Below are 18,615 nucleotides of genomic sequence, written 5' to 3' on the forward strand. Positions count from 1 at the left end.
TTCATCGACCTTGTGGTAAATTGGTGCAAATTAACGCCTGATGGCACATAACGCCAACTTTTTGCAGTGGCGGATTCTGCTAGAATCAGCAATTATTTTTTAAAATTTGATCAGCGCTAAATACTGCTTCACAACAAGGAATGCAAATGAAGAAATTGCTCCCCATCCTTATCGGCCTGAGCCTGTCGGGGTTCAGCACACTGAGCCAGGCAGAGAACCTGATGCAAGTTTATCAGCAAGCACGCCTGAGCAACCCGGAATTGCGTAAGTCCGCCGCCGATCGCGATGCTGCATTCGAAAAAATTAACGAAGCACGTAGTCCCTTACTGCCTCAACTGGGCTTAGGTGCCGATTACACCTACAGCAATGGCTATCGAGATGCTAATGGCGTGAACTCGAACGCCACCAGCGCGTCCCTGCAATTAACGCAGACCCTTTTCGATATGTCGAAATGGCGTGCGCTGACCCTGCAAGAAAAATCAGCGGGTATTCAGGACGTGACCTTCCAGACGGACCAGCAAACGCTGATCCTCAACACCGCGAGCGCCTATTTTAAAGTGCTGAACGCCATTGACGTTCTCTCTTACACCCAGGCGCAGAAAGAGGCGATTTATCGTCAGTTGGATCAAACCACCCAGCGTTTCAACGTGGGTCTGGTGGCAATCACCGACGTGCAAAACGCCCGTTCGCAATACGATACCGTGCTGGCGAACGAAGTCACTGCCCGTAACGATCTCGACAATGCGGTAGAAGAACTGCGTCAGGTCACCGGCAACTACTACCCGGAACTGGCATCGCTGAACGTTGACAGCTTCAAGACCGACAAACCGCAGGCGGTGAACGCCCTGCTGAAAGAAGCAGAAAACCGCAACCTGACGCTGTTGCAGGCCCGTCTGAGCCAGGATCTGGCGCGTGAGCAGATTCGCCAGGCGCAGGATGGCCACCTGCCAACGCTGGATTTAACCGCCTCTACCGGCGTGTCTGACACCTCGTACAGCGGCTCTAAAACGCGTGGCGCGACAGGCTCTCAGTATGACGACAGCAACATGGGCCAGAATAAAATCGGCCTGAGCTTCTCGCTGCCGATTTATCAGGGCGGAATGGTTAACTCGCAGGTGAAGCAGGCACAATACAACTTCGTTGGTGCCAGCGAGCAACTGGAAAGCGCCCACCGCAGCGTGGTGCAGACCGTACGTTCATCCTTCAATAACATCAATGCGTCAATCAGCAGTATTAACGCGTACAAACAAGCGGTTGTTTCCGCCCAGAGCTCATTGGATGCGATGGAAGCGGGCTACTCCGTGGGTACACGTACCATCGTTGATGTGCTGGATGCGACCACCACGCTGTACAACGCTAAGCAACAACTGGCGAATGCGCGTTATAACTACCTGATCAACCAGCTGAATATTAAGTCAGCGCTGGGTACGTTGAACGAGCAGGATCTGGTGGCGCTGAACAACACACTGGGCAAACCGATTTCCACCTCGCCGGAACACGTCGCGCCCGAAACCCCGCAGATGGACGCTAACGCCGACGGCTATGCCGCTAACGCAGCAGCGCCCGCCGCGCAACCGGCGTCAGCACGTTCTTCCAGCAGCAACGGTAGCAATCCGTTCCGTAATTAAACGCGATGACGGGGCTTCGGCCCCGTCTGAACGTAAGGCAACGTAAAGATCTCACCATTGGGCCGCATTCCAGCCTCTTCTCGCTTCATTTTCAACCACTCATCCTCTATCCTGAGCAGTATTAACCACTGGGTCCAGGAAAGACGAAAATGAAACGGACAAAATCCATCCATCACGCCTCGTTCCGCAAAAGCTGGAGCGCGCGCCATCTGACGCCTGTCGCGTTAGCCGTTACCGCTGTGTTTATGCTGGCGGGTTGTGAGAAAAGCGATGAAACCGTGTCGCTGTATCAGAATGCGGATGACTGCTCGGCAGCCAATCCGGGCAAAAGCGCGGAATGTACCACGGCGTTCAATAACGCGCTGAAAGAAGCGGAACGTACCGCGCCGAAATATGCCACTCGCGAAGATTGTGTCGCCGAGTTCGGTGAGGGCCAGTGCCAGCAAGCCCCTGCTCAGGCAGGCATGGCGCCAGAAGCGCAGGCCCAGCAGTCCAGCGGTAGTTTCTGGATGCCGCTGATGGCGGGCTATATGATGGGCCGCATGATGGGCGGCGGCGCGGGCTTTGCGCAGCAGCCGCTGTTCAGTTCGAAAAACCCGGCCAGCCCGGCTTACGGTAAATACACCGATGCAGGCGGTAAAAACTACGGCGCAGCGCAGCCTGGCCGTACGATGACGGTGCCTAAAACCGCCATGGCACCGAAACCTGCGACCACCTCTACCGTGACGCGCGGCGGCTTTGGCGAATCGGTTGCCAAACAGAGCACCATGCAACGTAGCGCAAGCGGCACCTCCACGCGTTCAATGGGTGGCTGATACGCATGGAAAGAGTCAGTATTACCGAGCGTCCGGACTGGCGCGATAAAGCCACTGAATACGGTTTCAATTTTCACACCATGTACGGCGAACCGTACTGGTGTGAAGACGCCTATTACAAGCTCACGCTGGCCCAGGTTGAAAAGCTGGAAGATGTGACCGCCGAGTTGCACCAGATGTGTCTCAAGGTGGTCGAGAAAGTGATTGCCAGCGACGAGCTGATGACCAAATTCCGTATTCCTAAGCACACCTGGGGCTTTGTTCGTCAGTCCTGGCAAACGCATCAGCCGTCGCTCTACTCGCGTCTCGATCTGGCGTGGGATGGCACTGGTGAACCGAAGCTGCTGGAGAACAACGCCGATACCCCGACCTCGCTGTATGAAGCGGCGTTTTTCCAGTGGATCTGGCTTGAAGATCAGATCAATGCGGGCAATCTGGCGGAAGGTAGCGACCAGTTTAACAGCCTGCAGGAAAAGCTCATCGAGCGCTTCGCCGAGCTGCGTGAGCAGTACGGCTTCCAGCTTCTGCATCTAACCTGCTGTCGCGATACCGTTGAGGATCGCGGTACCATTCAGTATCTGCAGGATTGCGCAGCTGAGGCGGAGATAGCCACTGAATTCCTCTATATCGAAGATATTGGACTTGGTGAAAAAGGTCAGTTCACGGATCTACAGGATCAGGTGATTGCCAACCTGTTCAAGCTCTATCCGTGGGAGTTTATGCTGCGCGAGATGTTCTCCACCAAGCTCGAAGACGCTGGCGTGCGCTGGCTGGAGCCGGCCTGGAAGAGCATTATCTCCAATAAGGCGCTGTTGCCGCTGCTGTGGGAAATGTTTCCAAACCATCCGAACCTGCTTCCCGCGTATTTCGCCGAAGACGACTATCCGCAGATGGAAAAATTCGTCGTGAAACCGATCTTCTCGCGTGAAGGCGCAAACGTCTCCATCATCGAGAACGGTAAAACGATCGAAGCGGTGGAAGGGCCGTATGGTGAAGAAGGCATGATCGTGCAGCAGTTCCATCAGTTGCCGAAGTTTGGCGACAGCTATGTGCTGATCGGCAGTTGGTTAGTCAACGATCAGCCTGCCGGGATCGGCATCCGCGAAGACAGAGCGCTGATCACCCAGGATCTGTCCCGCTTCTACCCGCATATTTTTGTTGAGTGATCGCTGAGGCCCGGTTGTGACCGGGCCTGCATTGCTATCCTATCTGTACCGACAGCATACTCAGGCTGCCCATCTCTATACCATCAACGGGGATCGTCACCGGCTCTTTGCCATCCCACGCGCCAAGCGTATACAGTAGCGGCAGATAGTGATCCGGCGTCGGGTTTGACAGTGAACCGCCTTCGTGATCGAGGTAATTCACCAGTGGATGCTGCGCAACCGGTCCTTGCCAGCTCAGGTTCGCTTTGACAAAATCATTGAACGAGGTTGCCCACGGATACGGAGTATTATCGCCGTGCCAGCGCGCCGTACGCAGGTTATGCACTACGTTACCACTGGCCACCAGCATGATGCCTTCATCACGCAGCGTCGCCAGTTTGCGTCCAATCTCAAAATGCCAGGCCGCCGGTTTGGTGCTGTCGATGCTCAACTGCACCATCGGAATATCAGCATCCGGGTACATCTTGATCAACACGCCCCAGGAACCGTGGTCAAACCCCCAGGCCTCTTTGTCGAGCGCGACCGGTACCGGGGAAAGCAAATCAACCAGCTGCTGCGCCAGCTCAGGGGAGCCAGGCGCCGGGTAATGCGTGTCGTACAAGGCCTGCGGGAAACCGCCAAAATCATGAATGGTCTTTGGCGCTTCCATTGCAGTGACGCCAGTACCACGGGTGTACCAGTGAGCAGACACCACCACAATCGCTTTTGGACGCGGCAATGTCTCCCCAAGCCGCTGCCAGGCACGGGTATACAGGTTATCTTCCAGAACGTTCATCGGGCTGCCGTGTCCCAAAAACAATGCTGGCATACGAATTGAAGACATGATGATATCCTTACTCAGGGAGTCATTTTGATGGTCTTACCATACCCTCTTTCGGTGAATGAAGAACTCTGATAACCATGATGATCATCATCAGTTATTTTGAAGGTCAGTGAGATGTATAAGGAGTCATTGATGTCAGTACCTTTAATTCTGACCTTACTGGCGGGGGCCGCCACGTTTATTGGCGCGTTTCTTGGCGTACTGGGGCAAAAACCCTCCAATCGCCTGCTGGCGTTTTCACTCGGGTTTGCCGCCGGGATCATGTTGCTGATCTCCTTAATGGAGATGCTGCCCGCCGCGCTGGGTACAAAGGGAATGCCACCGGTTCTGGGCTACGGCATGTTTATCATCGGCTTGCTGGGTTACTTTGGGCTGGATCGTCTTCTTCCGCACGCTCACCCGCAGGATCTGGTGCAAAAAAGGACGCAGCCAATTCCGGGCTCGATCAAACGCACGGCCATTCTGCTCACGCTCGGGATCAGTTTACACAACTTCCCGGAAGGGATTGCCACCTACGTGACCGCAAGCAGCAACCTGGAGTTGGGATTCGGCATCGCGCTGGCGGTTGCCCTGCATAATATCCCGGAAGGTCTGGCCGTCGCCGGGCCAGTCTATGCAGCCACCGGTTCTAAACGCACCGCTATTTTCTGGGCGGGCATTTCCGGGATGGCGGAAATACTGGGCGGCGTGCTGGCATGGCTGATTCTTGGTAACCTGGTATCACCCGTCGTCATGGCCGCCATAATGGCCGCCGTCGCGGGCATCATGGTTGCGTTGTCGGTGGATGAACTGATGCCGCTGGCAAAAGAGATCGACCCCAATAACAACCCCAGCTATGGCGTTCTGTGTGGAATGTCAGTCATGGGGCTGAGTCTGGTCGTACTTCAGGCGATGGGGATCGGGTAACGGAGAGGGCAGGAAGCGATTATTCCTGCTCTTTCGTCATAACGCGTTTTTCATCATCATGACGCAGTAATTTATTGCGGATTTCCAGAAGCGCATCGCGATCCTGCCGAAACGCTTTACAGTAGCGCTTCATGTGGCAAAAATACCCCACGACCACCAGAACAATTAAGACAATCCAGTACCAGGCGATAAACATCCTTTTACCCTTTAAATTTAACATTAACAAATATTTAGCGTTAAAATTTAACATACCTATTAGTAGGTAGGATTATATACTGGCACAGTATGAAATCGAAAAGATGATTTCGATCATAGAGAAAAAGATTGGATGTTTATTAACCGGCAGGATGTTTGAAAAAGCGGAATTTGCCGGATAAGGTGCTTGCACCGCTATCCGGCAAGGCTGAATTAACTGGCTTTGCGTTCGTGCGCCTGACGGTAAGCCACCAGGTCTTCGATCGTCACTACAGCCATATTGTGTTTGCCCGCAAATTCGATGCATTCTGGCGCGCGCGCCATGCTGCCATCATCATTGGTCAGTTCACACAGTACACCTGCAGGTTTGTAGCCAGCCAGCGTCACCAGATCGATGGTCGCTTCGGTGTGGCCACCGCGAGTCAATACGCCGCCCGGCTGAGCGCGCAGCGGGAAGACGTGTCCCGGACGGTTCAGATCGGAAGGTTTTGCGCCATCGGCAATTGCCGCGCGAACGGTGGTCACGCGATCGGCCGCCGAAACGCCGGTCGTGACACCTGTCGCTGCTTCAATGGTCACGGTAAAACCGGTGCCATAAGCGCTGGTGTTATTTTCCACCATCATCGGCAGATCGAGTTGTTTACGACGATCTTCGGTGATGCACAGGCACACAATACCGCTACCGTGACGGATGGTCAGCGCCATCTGCTCAACGGTCATGGTCTCTGCCGGGAAAATCATATCGCCTTCGTTTTCACGATCTTCGTCGTCCAGCACCATCACACCGCGGCCTTCGCGCAGCGCAGACAGAGCGTGTTCGACACGTTCAAAAGGCGTACCAAAAGAGGAAAGTAGCGTCTGATTCATGGTAAAAAAACCTCACTAAAATTATGGTTACCAGAATCAGGGCAGTCTTAGGAGTACCGACAAGCGGCAAAAAAATAACGTGAGCGGGTCCATGCCCGACTGGATCGTTACTCTCTCCCATCCGGACTCTAACCGTCGGCCCCGGAATTACACCGGATCTGCTGACCTTTTCACCGTGGTGAAAAGCGCTCGCGGGCTTTCAACCTGAGTTGATTTACCGCCGGTGGGGAATTTCGCCCCGCCCTGAGAATAAGCGGGTTAACTATAACGCTATTGATTACCTTCATCAACGCCTTTACCCGCATTAACATCACACAATTCTGGTTTATGCCTCACGCAGATCGCACTACAATGGGCGGTAACACTTACCAGTTCAGGGAAACCACTATGATTGACCCGAAAAAAATTGAGCAGATTGCTCGCCAGGTTCACGAATCGATGCCAAAAGGGATCCGGGAGTTCGGGGACGATGTCGAGAAGAAGATCCGTCAAGCGCTGCAATCTCAGCTGACGCGTCTCGATCTGGTGAGCCGAGAAGAGTTTGATGTTCAGACTCAGGTGCTGTTACGCACCCGTGAAAAGCTGGCGCTGCTGGAGCAACGTTTGAGTGAGCTGGAAGCGCGTCAGACCACTGAAGAAGTCAAACCTGCGCCCGCCATCCCGCCGGTAGAACCGCAAGCGTAAAAACAGCAACGGGCCGCAAGGCCCGTTGACATATCAATGTTCCACTTCTAACTTTCTGGCGTTCATGGCCTGCTGGCAGTAGTGCGCGTAGCGTTTGCAAAACCAGCTGCGGTGCTCCTCATCCATATTGCCGGTAACGGCCTGGATATCAACAGGGCGACCTTCAGCCTGCATTCTGGCAAAACTCCGCGCCAGGAAATCGAAATTGTTCATCGAATAAACACTGTTGTTCATTAGCATATCCTCCAGTCGGTGAATCTCTGTTAAGGTCATATGCTTTTTTCTGATACCAGTATTTACCGGGACGCGTAGCAGGTTTGTACATATTGTGCGCAAATCAGTTGCCTGAGTTCACACTTTAGGAACACAGGTGATGACCGATTTCCAGACATCACCTTCAGCCATTATTTATCGCTGTCTTTCTGGATTTTCTTGATGATATTGGTGGTTGAGCAACCGTCTTCAAAGTTGAGCACCAGCACTTCACCGCCGTTGGCCCACACCTCTTTACTGCCCGCAATGTCTTCCGGCTTATAGTCACCGCCTTTGACCAGCAGATCCGGCAATACGCCCGCGATCAGGCGTTGCGGCGTGTCTTCTTCAAAAGAGACCACCCAGTCAACGGCTTCCAGCGCGCCCAGCACGATCATCCGCTGCTCAAGCGGATTCACCGGACGCGTTTCCCCTTTCAGGCGTTTCGTCGAGGCATCGCTATTGACCGCGACGATTAACCGATCGCCCAGCTTACGCGCGTTTGCGAGATAGGAGACGTGGCCTGCGTGCAGAATGTCAAACACCCCGTTAGTCATCACCACTTTCTCACCGCGCTTACGCGCGCTGGCAACGGCCTGTTTCAGTTCTTCTTCGGTCATCACGCCAAAGCCGGTTTCCGCACGACCACGCACCGCGTTTTCCAGTTCGATAGGCGAAACGGTGGACGTTCCCAGTTTGCCAACCACCACCCCCGCCGCCGCATTGGCAAAGAAGCAGGCTTCTTCCAGCGAATTGCCCGCCGCCAGCGTCGCCGCCAGCACGCCAATGACGGTGTCGCCCGCACCGGTCACGTCATACACTTCCTGCGCCTGCGTTGGCATATGCAGCGGGGCTTTCCCCGGTTGCAGCAGCGTCATTCCCTGCTCAGAACGGGTGACCAGCAAAGCGGAAAGTTCGAAATCGGCAATCAGCTTCATGCCGCGTTCAACAATCTCTTCTTCGCTTTTGCATTTTCCCGCAACCGCCTCGAATTCAGACAAGTTAGGCGTCAGCAGCGTCGCACCGCGATAACGCGCAAAATCGGTCCCTTTCGGGTCGATCAGCACCGGCACACCGGCTTTACGCGCCAGGGCAATCATCTGCTGTACGCTGGCCAGTGCGCCTTTCGCGTAGTCAGACAGCACCAGCGCCCCAATTGAGCTGAGTGCCTGATTGATGCGCTCATGCAGCGGCTGCGGATCCACGCCTTCGAAGCCTTCTTCGAAATCCAGGCGAATCAGTTGCTGGTTACGCGAAAGCACACGCAGTTTGGTGATGGTCGGATGGGTCGGCACAGAAACGAAGTCGCATTTCACGTTCACGTCCGCCAGCGTTTTGCTGAGCGCACGCGCGGCATCGTCGATACCGGTCAGTCCGACCAGACGCGAATTCGCTCCCAGAGAGGCAATGTTCATCGCCACGTTCGCCGCACCGCCCGGACGTTCTTCGATGGTATCCACTTTCACCACCGGTACCGGCGCTTCGGGTGAAATACGGCTGGTGGGACCGTACCAGTAGCGATCCAGCATCACATCACCGACAACCAAGACTCCTGCACGTTCAAACTCTGGCAGCGTTACTTTCATTCCTGTCTCCTGAGAGATTCAAAATTTTGCGCGCGATAATAGCACACTTCGTCAGGCAACCAGCCACTTCTGCCAGCTTGCCCGTACCAGTGAACGTTCCGCCTCAAAACACGTTTGCGCCACATGGCCCGGCTGTTCCTGTAAAGCCAGATGATGCAGTTCATCGCGCAGCGTGGTATAGGCGTGGGTCAATGCCATCGCCTCCTGCTCGTCCATGATGTCGTTTTGCGCTAACAGCTCCAGAATGCGCACATTATCCGACCAGCGGGTGAGTTTGGGTTTGTCATGGGCATAACGTAGCACCAGATATTGCGTGATAAATTCGATATCCGTAATACCGCCTTCATCGGCTTTAATATCAAAGCGATCGCGATGCTTATTGCCCAGATGTGCGCGCATTTTTTCGCGCATCTCACGCACCTCGGTCTGCAACGTTTTGCCGTCGCGAGGCAGCGTCATGATATCGCGGCGCACCGTGTCAAACTGCGAGGTCAGTTGCGGGTCGCCATAAACAACACGTGCGCGCACCAGCGCCTGATGCTCCCACGTCCAGGCCTCATTCTTCTGATAATCCGCAAAGGATTCGGCGGAGGTCACCAGCATCCCCGCCGCCCCTGACGGCCGCAGTCGGGCATCGACTTCATACAGGATGCCTGAAGAGGTGCGGGTACTGAAGAGGTGCATAATGCGCTGCGCCAGCCGCAGGTAGAACTGCCGTCCGTCAATTTCGCGCTCGCCGTCGGTCATCACGTCAATGGGGCAGTCATGCAGGAAGATCAAATCGAGATCGGAGCTGTAGCCCAGCTCCCAGCCGCCCAGTTTGCCGTAGCCCACCACCGCAAAGCCGCGCCCTTCCCGCTCGGCAAGATGCGTCGGTTGCCCGTAGCGCGACACCATTTGCAGCCACGCCTGCTGCACAACGGCATCAATCATCGCTTCCGCCAGCCAGGTCAGGTGATCGCTGACTTTCATCACCGGCAGCGTACCGGCGATATCCGCGGCGGCAATACGCAACAGTTGCGTTTGCTTGAACTGACGCAACGCTTCCAACTGTTGCTCTTCGTCATCCTCCGGGACGCGCAGTAAATACTGGCGCAGCTCGTCGCGATAAGCGTCGGTTGCCGTTGGCTGATAGAGCGTATTCGGGTCGAGTAGTTCATCGAGCAGCAGCGGATAACGCGCAAGTTGGCTGGCGACCATCGGCGACGCCGCGCAGAGCGAAATCAGATGCTTCAGTGCGCCGGGGAATTCACTCAGCAACTCGAGATAGGTGGTGCGGGTGACAATCCCCACCAGCAGCGGCGTAATGCGCGACAGCGGGAGGGAAGCATCCTGGCGCGTGCAGACATCGCTAAGCAGGTGCGGCATCAGGTGGTCGAGCACCTGACGCCCACGTGGACCAATGGTGCGTTTATCCAGCTCTTTACGAAAATCGGCAATCAACGCCAGCACGCGCATACGATCGTCATCCGTGAGATGCGACAGCACCGGTGGCGTATCATCCTCCTGCAAGGCGTCCTGCCACAGCTCGCGCCACTGTTCCGAGAGCGCGTCTTCCTGCGTTTCGGTTTCGTCATCGCCGATCAGCTCGTTAAACACGCGGCGGACGTTCGCCATATGCCCCTCAAGCGTTTCGGTCAGTTGCTGCCAGTCATCAGCATTCATTCCCCAGGCCAGTCGCGCCCGGTTAAGTTCATCGCCCGGCAGCGTCTGGGTTTGTTCATCGTTAATGCTTTGCAGCAGGTTTTCCAGACGACGCAGGAAGAGATAGGCCTGTCGCAGTTGCTCAGCATCGTTCTCCGACAGCAAATGCAGTGCGGCGATCGCGCTTAAAGTCGGCAGCAGTGAACGGGATTGCAGCGACGGCTCGCGCCCGCCGCGAATCAACTGGAACACCTGCACGATAAACTCGATTTCGCGAATGCCGCCCGCGCCGAGCTTGATGTTATCTTTCAACCCCCGGCGACGGACTTCACGTGCAATCATCCCCTTCATATTGCGCAGCGACTGAATCACGCTGAAGTCGATGTAGCGACGGAAGACGAACGGGCGCAGCATAGCGCGCAGTTCCTCGACATAGCGCCCATCGGTATCGCCCATAATCCGCGCCTTGACCATCGCGTAGCGTTCCCAGTCGCGCCCCTGTTCCTGGTAGTAATCTTCCAGCGCCGCAAAGCTCAACACCAGCGGACCGCTGTCGCCAAACGGACGCAGCCGCATATCTACCCGATAGACAAAGCCATCCTGGGTGGGCTGATCCAGCACCTTGATCAGCCGCTGCCCCATGCGGGTAAAAAACTGCGCGTTATCCAGTTCTCGGCGTCCGCCCTGGGTGGAGCCGTGCTCTGGCCAGGCAAAGATCAGATCGATATCCGAGGAAAAATTCAGCTCGCCACCGCCCAGTTTGCCCATGCCTAATATCAGCAGCGGTTGCGGGATGCCTTCCTGACTGCATGGCGTTCCCCATTCGCGACAGCAAGCGTCGTACAGCCAGTCGCGCGCACTGACAATCAGCGTTTCGGCAAGATGGCTTAGCTGTTGCAGAATGTCGGTATCATCCACCAGCGACAGCGCCTGTGCCCAGGCAATGCGCACCATCACACGGCGGCGAAACAGACGCAGTACATGCATCAACGCCGCTTCATCGTTCACCGTTGCCAGCGCCACCTGTAACCATTCGCCATACCGTTGCCATTCATCGGCCTGCGGCGGGGCGCTTTCCAGCTCCGCCAGCCAGTGTGGATGCGCAATCACACCATCCTGCACAAAATCACTCAATGTAAGTACTGACTTCGCCTGAGCGCTAAGCTCAGTCTCAGGTAAGGACGCTGGCAGCCGCTCGACAACGGTCGGCCAGTACTGCTGTAACGGGGAAGAAAGCGGCTTCATTTAAGGGGTATCCTTTGAATGATGCCGGATAGCGGCATTTTGCCTTATCCGGCCTACAAAACATGTCGATCCGTAGGCCTGATAAGCGCAGCGCCATCAGGCACTCCAGTTATCGTTTTCCGCTGTGCAGCCAGAACGGTTCCTGGTTGTTCGCCTCATTGCGGAAATGTTCAATTTCAATATGTTGACCGGTGGCAATCGCGTGAAGCAATCCTTGCCAGTTCTCAAGCCAGGCCTGAACCACCGCCGCGTCGTAATACCCCGCCAGCAGCAAAACGGTATCAATATCGCGGCGTAAACGCGGCAACTGATCGCGATACTGGTCGCCCAGCGGTTGCCCAAATACGCTTTTCAGCTCAGCGGCGGTACGCGAAAGATGGATATCCGCAAAGCGCTTGAAAGAGTCCGCCATTTTAGCCTGCGCCTTTGCGTCCAGAAACGGCTGCCAGGCTTTGGTCACCAGCCACTCGGTTAGCGCCAGTTTCGCCATTGCCGTTTCGGTGGTGTAAACCGCCGTCACAGCAGAAACGGCCGACGCGATAGTAGCTTCCGACTGGGTTAACAGATCACGTAAGTGAGCGCTCGCTTTACGCGGAACCATACCGCCAAATAGCATCAGGGTGTGACGAACCAGACCCATCGCGGCCAACACGTCCGCCTTCGCCGCCTTATTGCCGCGAACCCAGAGTTCTTCATGGTACTGCCATTGTGCCAGCGCCAGCTCCAGAGAGGCTTCCAGCCCGTGTTCCACGCTGGCTTTCGCGGGCACTTTCAGCACCGCTGTCGGTTTACTCTCGCGTGGGGGATTCCCCTGCGCCAGATGATAACCGCGCGCCGCTTTACTCAGGCTACCCTGGCGCAGGCCCGTCTGGCTCACCAGCTGATTTGCCAGCTTCAGCACCGCTCGGGTGTCGCCGCTCAGTAGTTCAAGCTCCAGCTCGCAAATCGGCTCAGCCAGTTCACCCGCTTTCACTTCGCCTAAATCGAGGGCAATTTCAATCTGGCTGCCATCCACCGTCAGCAGCCATTTTTCACGTTCAAAATCGGTGCTGAACAGCGGCTGCACGCGGGAGACGAGATCGACAGGTAGCTCACCGTTTGGCCACACTTGCGGCGGAAATTGCGTTAAATCCAGCGCAGGTTCGTTCAGAGGGACATTGTATTCCGGTCGCTGGTGTAAACCGCCGGTCACTCGCCCGGCAATTTTCATGGTCATCTCGTAGCGCCCCTTCTCCCCACGAATACGCAGCCCCATGTCGTGACCGCGCAGCCACTTATCCTCGGTCTCATAGTAAATATTCAACAATGGGCTGGGCGCATGATGCTCGCCTCCGAGCGTATTCAGATGGTCACGCAGCGCGTTCACTGCCTCGTGATTAACGATAAATTTTAATTCAATTTCCTGAGCCATGGCCTTGTACTTACCGGTTATGTCACATAAGAGAGAATCACGACGAACTTACGGTGATCTTTTTTGTCAGTAGATAGTATTTTGCGCCAAATTGCCATGCAACGGGCAATTTGACGGGCGTAAAAGTTTTGAAGTAGCGGTAAAGCGGACACAGATGATTCCGATTGATGTCGAATGCTTTGCGTAGAGACACTGATACCACTACTATCGTTCCACTTTCTATGACAATAACGACAGCCTGATGCCAAAATTACGCCTGATTGGATTTATGTTACTCGCACTTAGCGCTACTGCCGTGTCACACGCCGAAGAAAAGCGCTATGTCTCTGATGAACTGAACACCTGGGTCCGCAGTGGTCCGGGGGATAATTATCGCCTCGTCGGCACGGTCAATGCGGGCGAAGAAGTCATACTGTTACAAACTGACGCCAGCACGAACTACGCGCAGGTCAAAGACAGCACCGGGCGGACAGCCTGGATCCCAATGAAAGAGCTGAACAGTACGCCAAGCCTGCGCACCCGCGTGCCGGATCTGGAAAATCAGGTCAAAACGCTGACCGATAAGCTCAACAATATCGACACCACCTGGAATCAACGCACGGCTGACATGCAGCAGAAGGTGTCGCAGAGCGACAGCGTGATCAACGGGCTGAAAGAAGAGAACCAGAAGCTGAAGAACGAGCTGATTGTGGCGCAGAAGAAGGTCAGCGCCGCAAATCTGCAGCTTGATGATAAGCAACGTACCATCATCATGCAGTGGTTTATGTATGGCGGCGGCGTGCTGGGACTCGGCCTGCTTCTTGGTTTGATCCTGCCGCACATGATCCCAAGCCGGAAACGCAAAGACCGCTGGATGAACTAAATCGCCTTCTCCGCCGCACTGTCATATGATTAAGGGATTGTATTTCCCTGGAGAGGTGGTGTGGCGTGAAGATTTATCTGGTCGGTGGTGCGGTTCGGGATACGCTGTTAGGGCTACCGGTTAAAGATAAAGATTGGGTGGTGGTTGGCGCCACACCGCAACAAATGCTCGACGCGGGCTACCAGCAGGTAGGTCGCGATTTTCCTGTTTTTCTCCATCCGCAAACCCACGAAGAGTATGCCCTTGCGCGTACCGAGCGTAAGTCCGGCTCGGGGTATACCGGATTCACCTGTTATGCCGCACCCGACGTCACACTGGAAGACGACCTCCAGCGACGTGACCTGACGATTAACGCCCTGGCGCAAGATGATGACGGCCAGATTGTCGATCCCTATCAGGGACGTCGCGATCTGGATAAACGCCTGTTGCGCCATGTCTCACCCGCCTTTAGTGAAGATCCGCTGCGCGTACTGCGCGTGGCGCGCTTTGCCGCTCGCTATGCACATCTTAGCTTCCGTATTGCTGACGAAACCATGGCGCTGATGCGCGAAATGACGCACGCCGGTGAGCTGGAGCATCTGACGGCAGAACGCGTCTGGAAAGAGACCGAAAACGCGTTAACCACGCGCAACCCACAGGTCTATTTCCAGGTCTTACGCGACTGCGGCGCGCTGCGTGTGTTGTTCCCGGAAGTCGATGCGCTGTTTGGCGTCCCGGCCCCGGAGAAGTGGCATCCGGAAATCGATACCGGAATTCATACTCTGATGACGCTGTCGATGGCGGCGCTGCTCAGCCCAGCGGTTGACGTGCGTTTCGCTACGCTGTGTCACGACCTCGGTAAAGGTCTGACGCCGCCGGAGCTCTGGCCGCGTCACCACGGACACGGCCCGGCGGGCGTCAGGCTGGTCGAGCAGTTGTGCCAGCGCCTGCGCGTACCGAATGAAATTCGTGATTTAGCCAAACTGGTGGCGGAGTTCCACGATCTCATCCACACCTTCCCGATACTGCAACCTAAAACCATCGTGAAGCTGTTTGATTCGATCGACGCCTGGCGTAAACCGCAGCGCGTGGAACAGATTGCGCTCACCAGCGAAGCCGACGTACGCGGACGGACGGGATTTGAAGCCGCGGATTATCCGCAGGGACGTTTACTGCGCGAAGCGTGGGAAGTCGCGCAGTCTGTCCCCACCAAAGACGTTGTCGAGGCCGGATTTAAAGGCATTGAGATTCGTGAAGAGCTGACCCGACGTCGGATTGCGGCGCTGGCCCACTGGAAAGAGACCCGTTTCCCGAAGGCGGTCAGTTAAGGCGTGAATGCCGGATGGCGATGCGCTTATCCGGCCTACGGTATCGCATCTCAACGCGTCGGCCGGATAAGGCGTTTACACCGTCATCCGGCATGAGAAATCTGTCAGAAGAACACTACGTAAACCGCCGCGGCGACGATAAAGCGGTAGATAGCAAATGGAATGAACGAGATCCGCTTAATCAGTTGCAGGAAGGTCTTGATGGCAACCAGTGCGACCACGAAGGCGGTGACAAAACCGACGGCAAACATTGGGATATCGGCCGCCGTCAGGAACGACCAGCTTTTATAGAGATCCAATGCGGTGGCGCCCATCATCATCGGTACTGCCAGCAGGAATGAAAACTCAGACGCCGCGTAACGGCTCACGCCCATCAGCATCCCGCCGGAAATGGTCGCCCCGGAGCGGGAGAACCCCGGCCACAGCGCCAGACACTGGAAGCAGCCAATCATGAATGCCTGACGGTAAGTCATATCATCCAGACCCGGCGCGCGCGGTTCTTTCGGCTTCAGACACTCTGCGGCGATCAGCAGTAAACCGCCCACCACCAGCGCATACATCACATTCACCGGGTTAAACAGCGATTTGATCGTATCGTGGAAGACCAGTCCCAGCACCACGGCCGGGATCATCCCCAGCAGAATGTGGATCAGCGTTAAACGACCTTTACTTTCCCCTTCACGCTGTAGCGGACGACCAAAGTGAATGCCGATCAGGCCAAACAGACGCCGCCAGAACATCACCACCACCGCAAGAATGGATCCCAACTGGATCACCACCTCAAACGTCTTTGCCGTGTCGCCCTCAAATCCCAACAGATGGCCCACAATGATCATGTGCCCGGTACTGGAAACTGGCAAAAACTCCGTCAATCCTTCGACCACACCCAAAATTGCCGCAATCAGCAGCGAGTGCATATCGCTCATCAATAAACCCCTAAATAGAAAAATCTACTGCACAAAAAGATCGCGTTTTATACCTAAATAATTCGAGTTGCGGGACAAAGCCCAAAGGGCTTTGAACAGCGCTAGCGCTGGCCCCGAAGGGGCGAGTCTCAGGATGAGACGAGTAACTCAGCAGCCAACGCACATGCAACTTGATGTATGACGGGTATAGGACTCTTTTATATCCGTTTGGTTTAACAAATATGAAGATAATTATTTTTCTTTCAGATTATTGCTACGCTCAATGATTACGCCCACATTGGCCGCGCGCGCCACCGCGCCTGGCTTACTCAGCTTGATGCGCACCCACGGCGAGTTAAAGCGCGTAAGCAGTAGCTCGGCCACCTCTTCGGCAACACGTTCCACCAGCGCAAAACGCCCACCTTCAACATGGCTAACGATCGTCTCGGCGATATCCGCATAGCTCAGGCAGTCGGCGACGTCGTCACTTTTTGCTGATTTTCGGTTATCCCACGCCATTTCGATATCGAACACCAGTTTCTGTTCAATCGTCTGTTCCCAGTCGTAAACACCAATAGTGGTGATTACCGAAAGTTGCTCTATAAATACAATATCCATCACGACCTGCCTGCTTTTTGGCTAACCCGGATACCACTTCCGGCGAAATATGCGTATTATCCACAGAAGTAGCGTTTTACACGACATTTTCAAAACGGAACAGCTTATGAGTGCAATCGCGCCTGGAATGATCCTCTTCGCGTACCTCTGCGGCTCCATTTCCAGTGCCATTCTGGTCTGCCGCATTGCTGGCTTGCCCGACCCGCGTAGCAGCGGATCCGGTAACCCTGGCGCGACCAACGTGTTACGAATCGGTGGCAAGGGAGCAGCCGTAGCGGTCCTGATTTTCGATGTCCTGAAAGGGATGTTGCCCGTCTGGGGCGCGTATGCGCTGGGCGTCAGCCCGTTCTGGCTGGGCCTTATCGCTATCGCCGCCTGTCTGGGGCATATCTGGCCAGTATTCTTCGGTTTCAAAGGTGGGAAAGGCGTGGCGACGGCCTTTGGCGCTATCGCACCTATCGGTTGGGATCTCACCGGCGTGATGGCGGGCACCTGGTTGCTCACCGTTCTGTTGAGCGGCTATTCATCGCTGGGGGCAATTGTCAGCGCGCTGATTGCACCGTTTTATGTCTGGTGGTTCAAACCGCAGTTCACCTTCCCGGTCTCCATGCTGTCGTGCCTGATTTTGCTGCGTCATCATGACAACATCCAGCGTCTGTGGCGCCGCCAGGAGACAAAAATCTGGACCAAACTGCGCAAGAGACGCGAGAAAGATCCCGAGTAAGGTTGGCCGGAAAATGGCGTTGTCCAGCCCGGCCTACAGCACCTGATAGCCTTCGTCCGGCTTGCCTAATCGTTGCTGGCACCATGCCGCCAGAAACTCCACGCAGACCCTGAGCTTCACGCTGCGATACAGCGACTCCTGATAAACCGCCCAGATGTTGGCGCTCTGCGCGTACTCCGGCAACACTCGCACCAGTTTGCCGCTCGCCAGAAACGGTTGCACATCCCACTCTGAACGCAGCATGATGCCTTTGCCTTCCAGCGCCCATTGCAGAACGACCTCACCGCTGTTGGAAGAGAGATGCCCGCTCACTTTGACCGATTTTTTCGTCGTGCCATTTCCCAGTTCCCATATTCCGTGAGTCATGTCACGCTCTTTTGTCACCAGACAATCGTGGTGACTTAATTCCTGCAAGGTTTTTGGCTCAGGATATTTCTGTAAATATCCGGGGGAGGCACACAATATTCTTTTATTCTTTGTTAACAAATGCGCAATATAATAATCAGGGATTTCATCGTTAATGCGAATATCAAGATCGATATTATCCTGAACCAAATCAATTTGCCGATCGAAGAGTTCAAAATGAACCTGTAACTCAGGATAATTGCGCATCAGTTCGGTAATGGCAGGCGCAATGTGACTACGGCCAAACCCGAAGCTACAACCAATACGAATCATCCCTTCCGGGCGCGTTTTGATTTGCGTCACTTCATCTATCAGGCGCTGATATTGCGTGAGGATCGCCAGCGCCTGTTCATAACAGCGTTGACCACTTTCCGTCAGCGCCACACCGCGCGCAGAGCGGTTAAGCAGCGTGGTGTCGAGCGTGGTTTCCAGGATCTGAATTCGCTTCGTCACAAAGGCAGGCGTTTGTCCGAGGGTGCATGCCGCTGCGCTAAAGCTGCCCGTATGGACAATTTCCACCAGCACCTGAAGGTCTTTGGCTAAGGGCCAGTTTTTGAGCATTTTTCGGGTTA

At 55.2% G+C, this 18,615-nt stretch carries 18 protein-coding genes and 1 riboswitch; of the genes, 8 read left to right on the forward strand and 10 right to left on the reverse strand.

Going from position 1 to position 18,615, the window contains the following annotated elements; all coding sequences use genetic code 11:
- The first annotated feature begins 146 nt into the window (after positions 1-146).
- The 3 genes from tolC to OGY35_RS05265 all read left to right on the forward strand — a co-directional run bounded on the left by tolC (position 147) and on the right by OGY35_RS05265 (position 3,609).
- Positions 147-1,628, forward strand: a complete 1,482-nt coding sequence (gene tolC / locus OGY35_RS05255) for an outer membrane channel protein TolC (protein ID WP_178824897.1) — start codon at positions 147-149, stop codon at positions 1,626-1,628.
- A gap of 149 nt (positions 1,629-1,777) precedes the next feature.
- The gene (locus OGY35_RS05260; RefSeq protein WP_046496880.1) at positions 1,778-2,443 is read left to right on the forward strand and encodes a DUF1190 family protein; all 666 of its coding nucleotides are present in this window, start codon (positions 1,778-1,780) and stop codon (positions 2,441-2,443) included.
- A 5-nt stretch (positions 2,444-2,448) separates the two neighbouring features.
- Entirely contained in the window at positions 2,449-3,609 is a 1,161-nt protein-coding gene (locus OGY35_RS05265; protein ID WP_152406055.1) for a glutathionylspermidine synthase family protein, read from the forward strand.
- Positions 3,610-3,643: 34 nt separating this feature from the next.
- On the opposite strand, the gene ygiD is transcribed toward OGY35_RS05265, so the two are convergent.
- Positions 3,644-4,432, reverse strand: coding sequence for a 4,5-DOPA-extradiol-dioxygenase (ygiD, locus tag OGY35_RS05270; RefSeq protein WP_286631602.1), 789 nt, complete (start codon positions 4,430-4,432; stop codon positions 3,644-3,646).
- 132 nt (positions 4,433-4,564) lie between these two features.
- Between ygiD and zupT the strand changes: the two genes are divergently transcribed.
- Positions 4,565-5,338 (forward strand): zinc transporter ZupT, encoded by a 774-nt coding sequence (zupT, locus tag OGY35_RS05275; protein ID WP_152406057.1) that lies wholly within the window; start codon positions 4,565-4,567, stop codon positions 5,336-5,338.
- 19 nt (positions 5,339-5,357) lie between these two features.
- On the opposite strand, the gene OGY35_RS05280 is transcribed toward zupT, so the two are convergent.
- Positions 5,358-5,534, reverse strand: a complete 177-nt coding sequence (locus tag OGY35_RS05280) for a hypothetical protein (protein ID WP_178824522.1) — start codon at positions 5,532-5,534, stop codon at positions 5,358-5,360.
- Positions 5,535-5,746: 212 nt separating this feature from the next.
- Positions 5,747-6,400, reverse strand: a complete 654-nt coding sequence (ribB, locus tag OGY35_RS05285; protein ID WP_046496857.1) for a 3,4-dihydroxy-2-butanone-4-phosphate synthase — start codon at positions 6,398-6,400, stop codon at positions 5,747-5,749.
- A 105-nt stretch (positions 6,401-6,505) separates the two neighbouring features.
- Positions 6,506-6,655: riboswitch (FMN riboswitch) on the reverse strand.
- Positions 6,656-6,787: 132 nt separating this feature from the next.
- On the opposite strand from ribB, the gene ubiK reads away from it, so the two are divergent.
- Positions 6,788-7,084, forward strand: a complete 297-nt coding sequence (ubiK, locus tag OGY35_RS05290) for a ubiquinone biosynthesis accessory factor UbiK (protein ID WP_152406058.1) — start codon at positions 6,788-6,790, stop codon at positions 7,082-7,084.
- Between the two features lie 33 nt (positions 7,085-7,117).
- On the opposite strand, the gene glgS is transcribed toward ubiK, so the two are convergent.
- The 4 genes from glgS to OGY35_RS05310 form a co-directional block, all read right to left on the reverse strand.
- Positions 7,118-7,324 carry a cell surface composition regulator GlgS gene (gene glgS, locus OGY35_RS05295; RefSeq protein WP_080343280.1) on the reverse strand — a complete coding sequence of 69 codons (207 nt, stop codon included), beginning with the start codon at positions 7,322-7,324 and terminating at the stop codon, positions 7,118-7,120.
- 164 nt (positions 7,325-7,488) lie between these two features.
- The gene (hldE, locus tag OGY35_RS05300) at positions 7,489-8,922 is read right to left on the reverse strand and encodes a bifunctional D-glycero-beta-D-manno-heptose-7-phosphate kinase/D-glycero-beta-D-manno-heptose 1-phosphate adenylyltransferase HldE (RefSeq protein WP_152406059.1); all 1,434 of its coding nucleotides are present in this window, start codon (positions 8,920-8,922) and stop codon (positions 7,489-7,491) included.
- Between the two features lie 51 nt (positions 8,923-8,973).
- On the reverse strand, positions 8,974-11,811 hold the full coding sequence (gene glnE / locus OGY35_RS05305; protein ID WP_286631603.1) for a bifunctional [glutamate--ammonia ligase]-adenylyl-L-tyrosine phosphorylase/[glutamate--ammonia-ligase] adenylyltransferase: 2,838 nt from the start codon (positions 11,809-11,811) through the stop codon (positions 8,974-8,976).
- A gap of 109 nt (positions 11,812-11,920) precedes the next feature.
- Entirely contained in the window at positions 11,921-13,222 is a 1,302-nt protein-coding gene (locus OGY35_RS05310; RefSeq protein WP_286631604.1) for a CYTH domain-containing protein, read from the reverse strand.
- Positions 13,223-13,463: 241 nt separating this feature from the next.
- On the opposite strand from OGY35_RS05310, the gene OGY35_RS05315 reads away from it, so the two are divergent.
- Both OGY35_RS05315 and OGY35_RS05320 read left to right on the forward strand, forming a co-directional pair.
- A complete protein-coding gene (locus OGY35_RS05315) occupies positions 13,464-14,084 on the forward strand; it encodes a TIGR04211 family SH3 domain-containing protein (RefSeq protein ID WP_152406062.1) in 621 nt (206 codons plus the stop codon).
- 65 nt (positions 14,085-14,149) lie between these two features.
- The gene (locus tag OGY35_RS05320) at positions 14,150-15,391 is read left to right on the forward strand and encodes a multifunctional CCA addition/repair protein (RefSeq protein ID WP_286631605.1); all 1,242 of its coding nucleotides are present in this window, start codon (positions 14,150-14,152) and stop codon (positions 15,389-15,391) included.
- A gap of 104 nt (positions 15,392-15,495) precedes the next feature.
- Here the strand turns inward: OGY35_RS05320 and bacA are convergent, their stop codons facing one another.
- Complete coding sequence (bacA, locus tag OGY35_RS05325; RefSeq protein WP_042998185.1) at positions 15,496-16,317, reverse strand: undecaprenyl-diphosphate phosphatase; 822 nt, start codon at positions 16,315-16,317, stop codon at positions 15,496-15,498.
- A 231-nt stretch (positions 16,318-16,548) separates the two neighbouring features.
- On the reverse strand, positions 16,549-16,914 hold the full coding sequence (gene folB, locus OGY35_RS05330) for a bifunctional dihydroneopterin aldolase/7,8-dihydroneopterin epimerase (RefSeq protein ID WP_042324296.1): 366 nt from the start codon (positions 16,912-16,914) through the stop codon (positions 16,549-16,551).
- Between the two features lie 106 nt (positions 16,915-17,020).
- On the opposite strand from folB, the gene plsY reads away from it, so the two are divergent.
- Positions 17,021-17,638, forward strand: coding sequence for a glycerol-3-phosphate 1-O-acyltransferase PlsY (gene plsY, locus OGY35_RS05335; RefSeq protein ID WP_042324298.1), 618 nt, complete (start codon positions 17,021-17,023; stop codon positions 17,636-17,638).
- 33 nt (positions 17,639-17,671) lie between these two features.
- Here plsY and ttdR read toward each other — a convergent pair whose 3' ends face one another.
- Complete coding sequence (gene ttdR / locus OGY35_RS05340) at positions 17,672-18,604, reverse strand: L-tartrate utilization transcriptional activator TtdR (protein WP_286631606.1); 933 nt, start codon at positions 18,602-18,604, stop codon at positions 17,672-17,674.
- Between the last annotated feature and the right edge of the window lie 11 nt (positions 18,605-18,615).

It is taken from the genome of Citrobacter sp. Ct235 (genome assembly GCF_030332305.1).
Classification (GTDB): domain Bacteria; phylum Pseudomonadota; class Gammaproteobacteria; order Enterobacterales; family Enterobacteriaceae; genus Citrobacter_A; species Citrobacter_A telavivensis.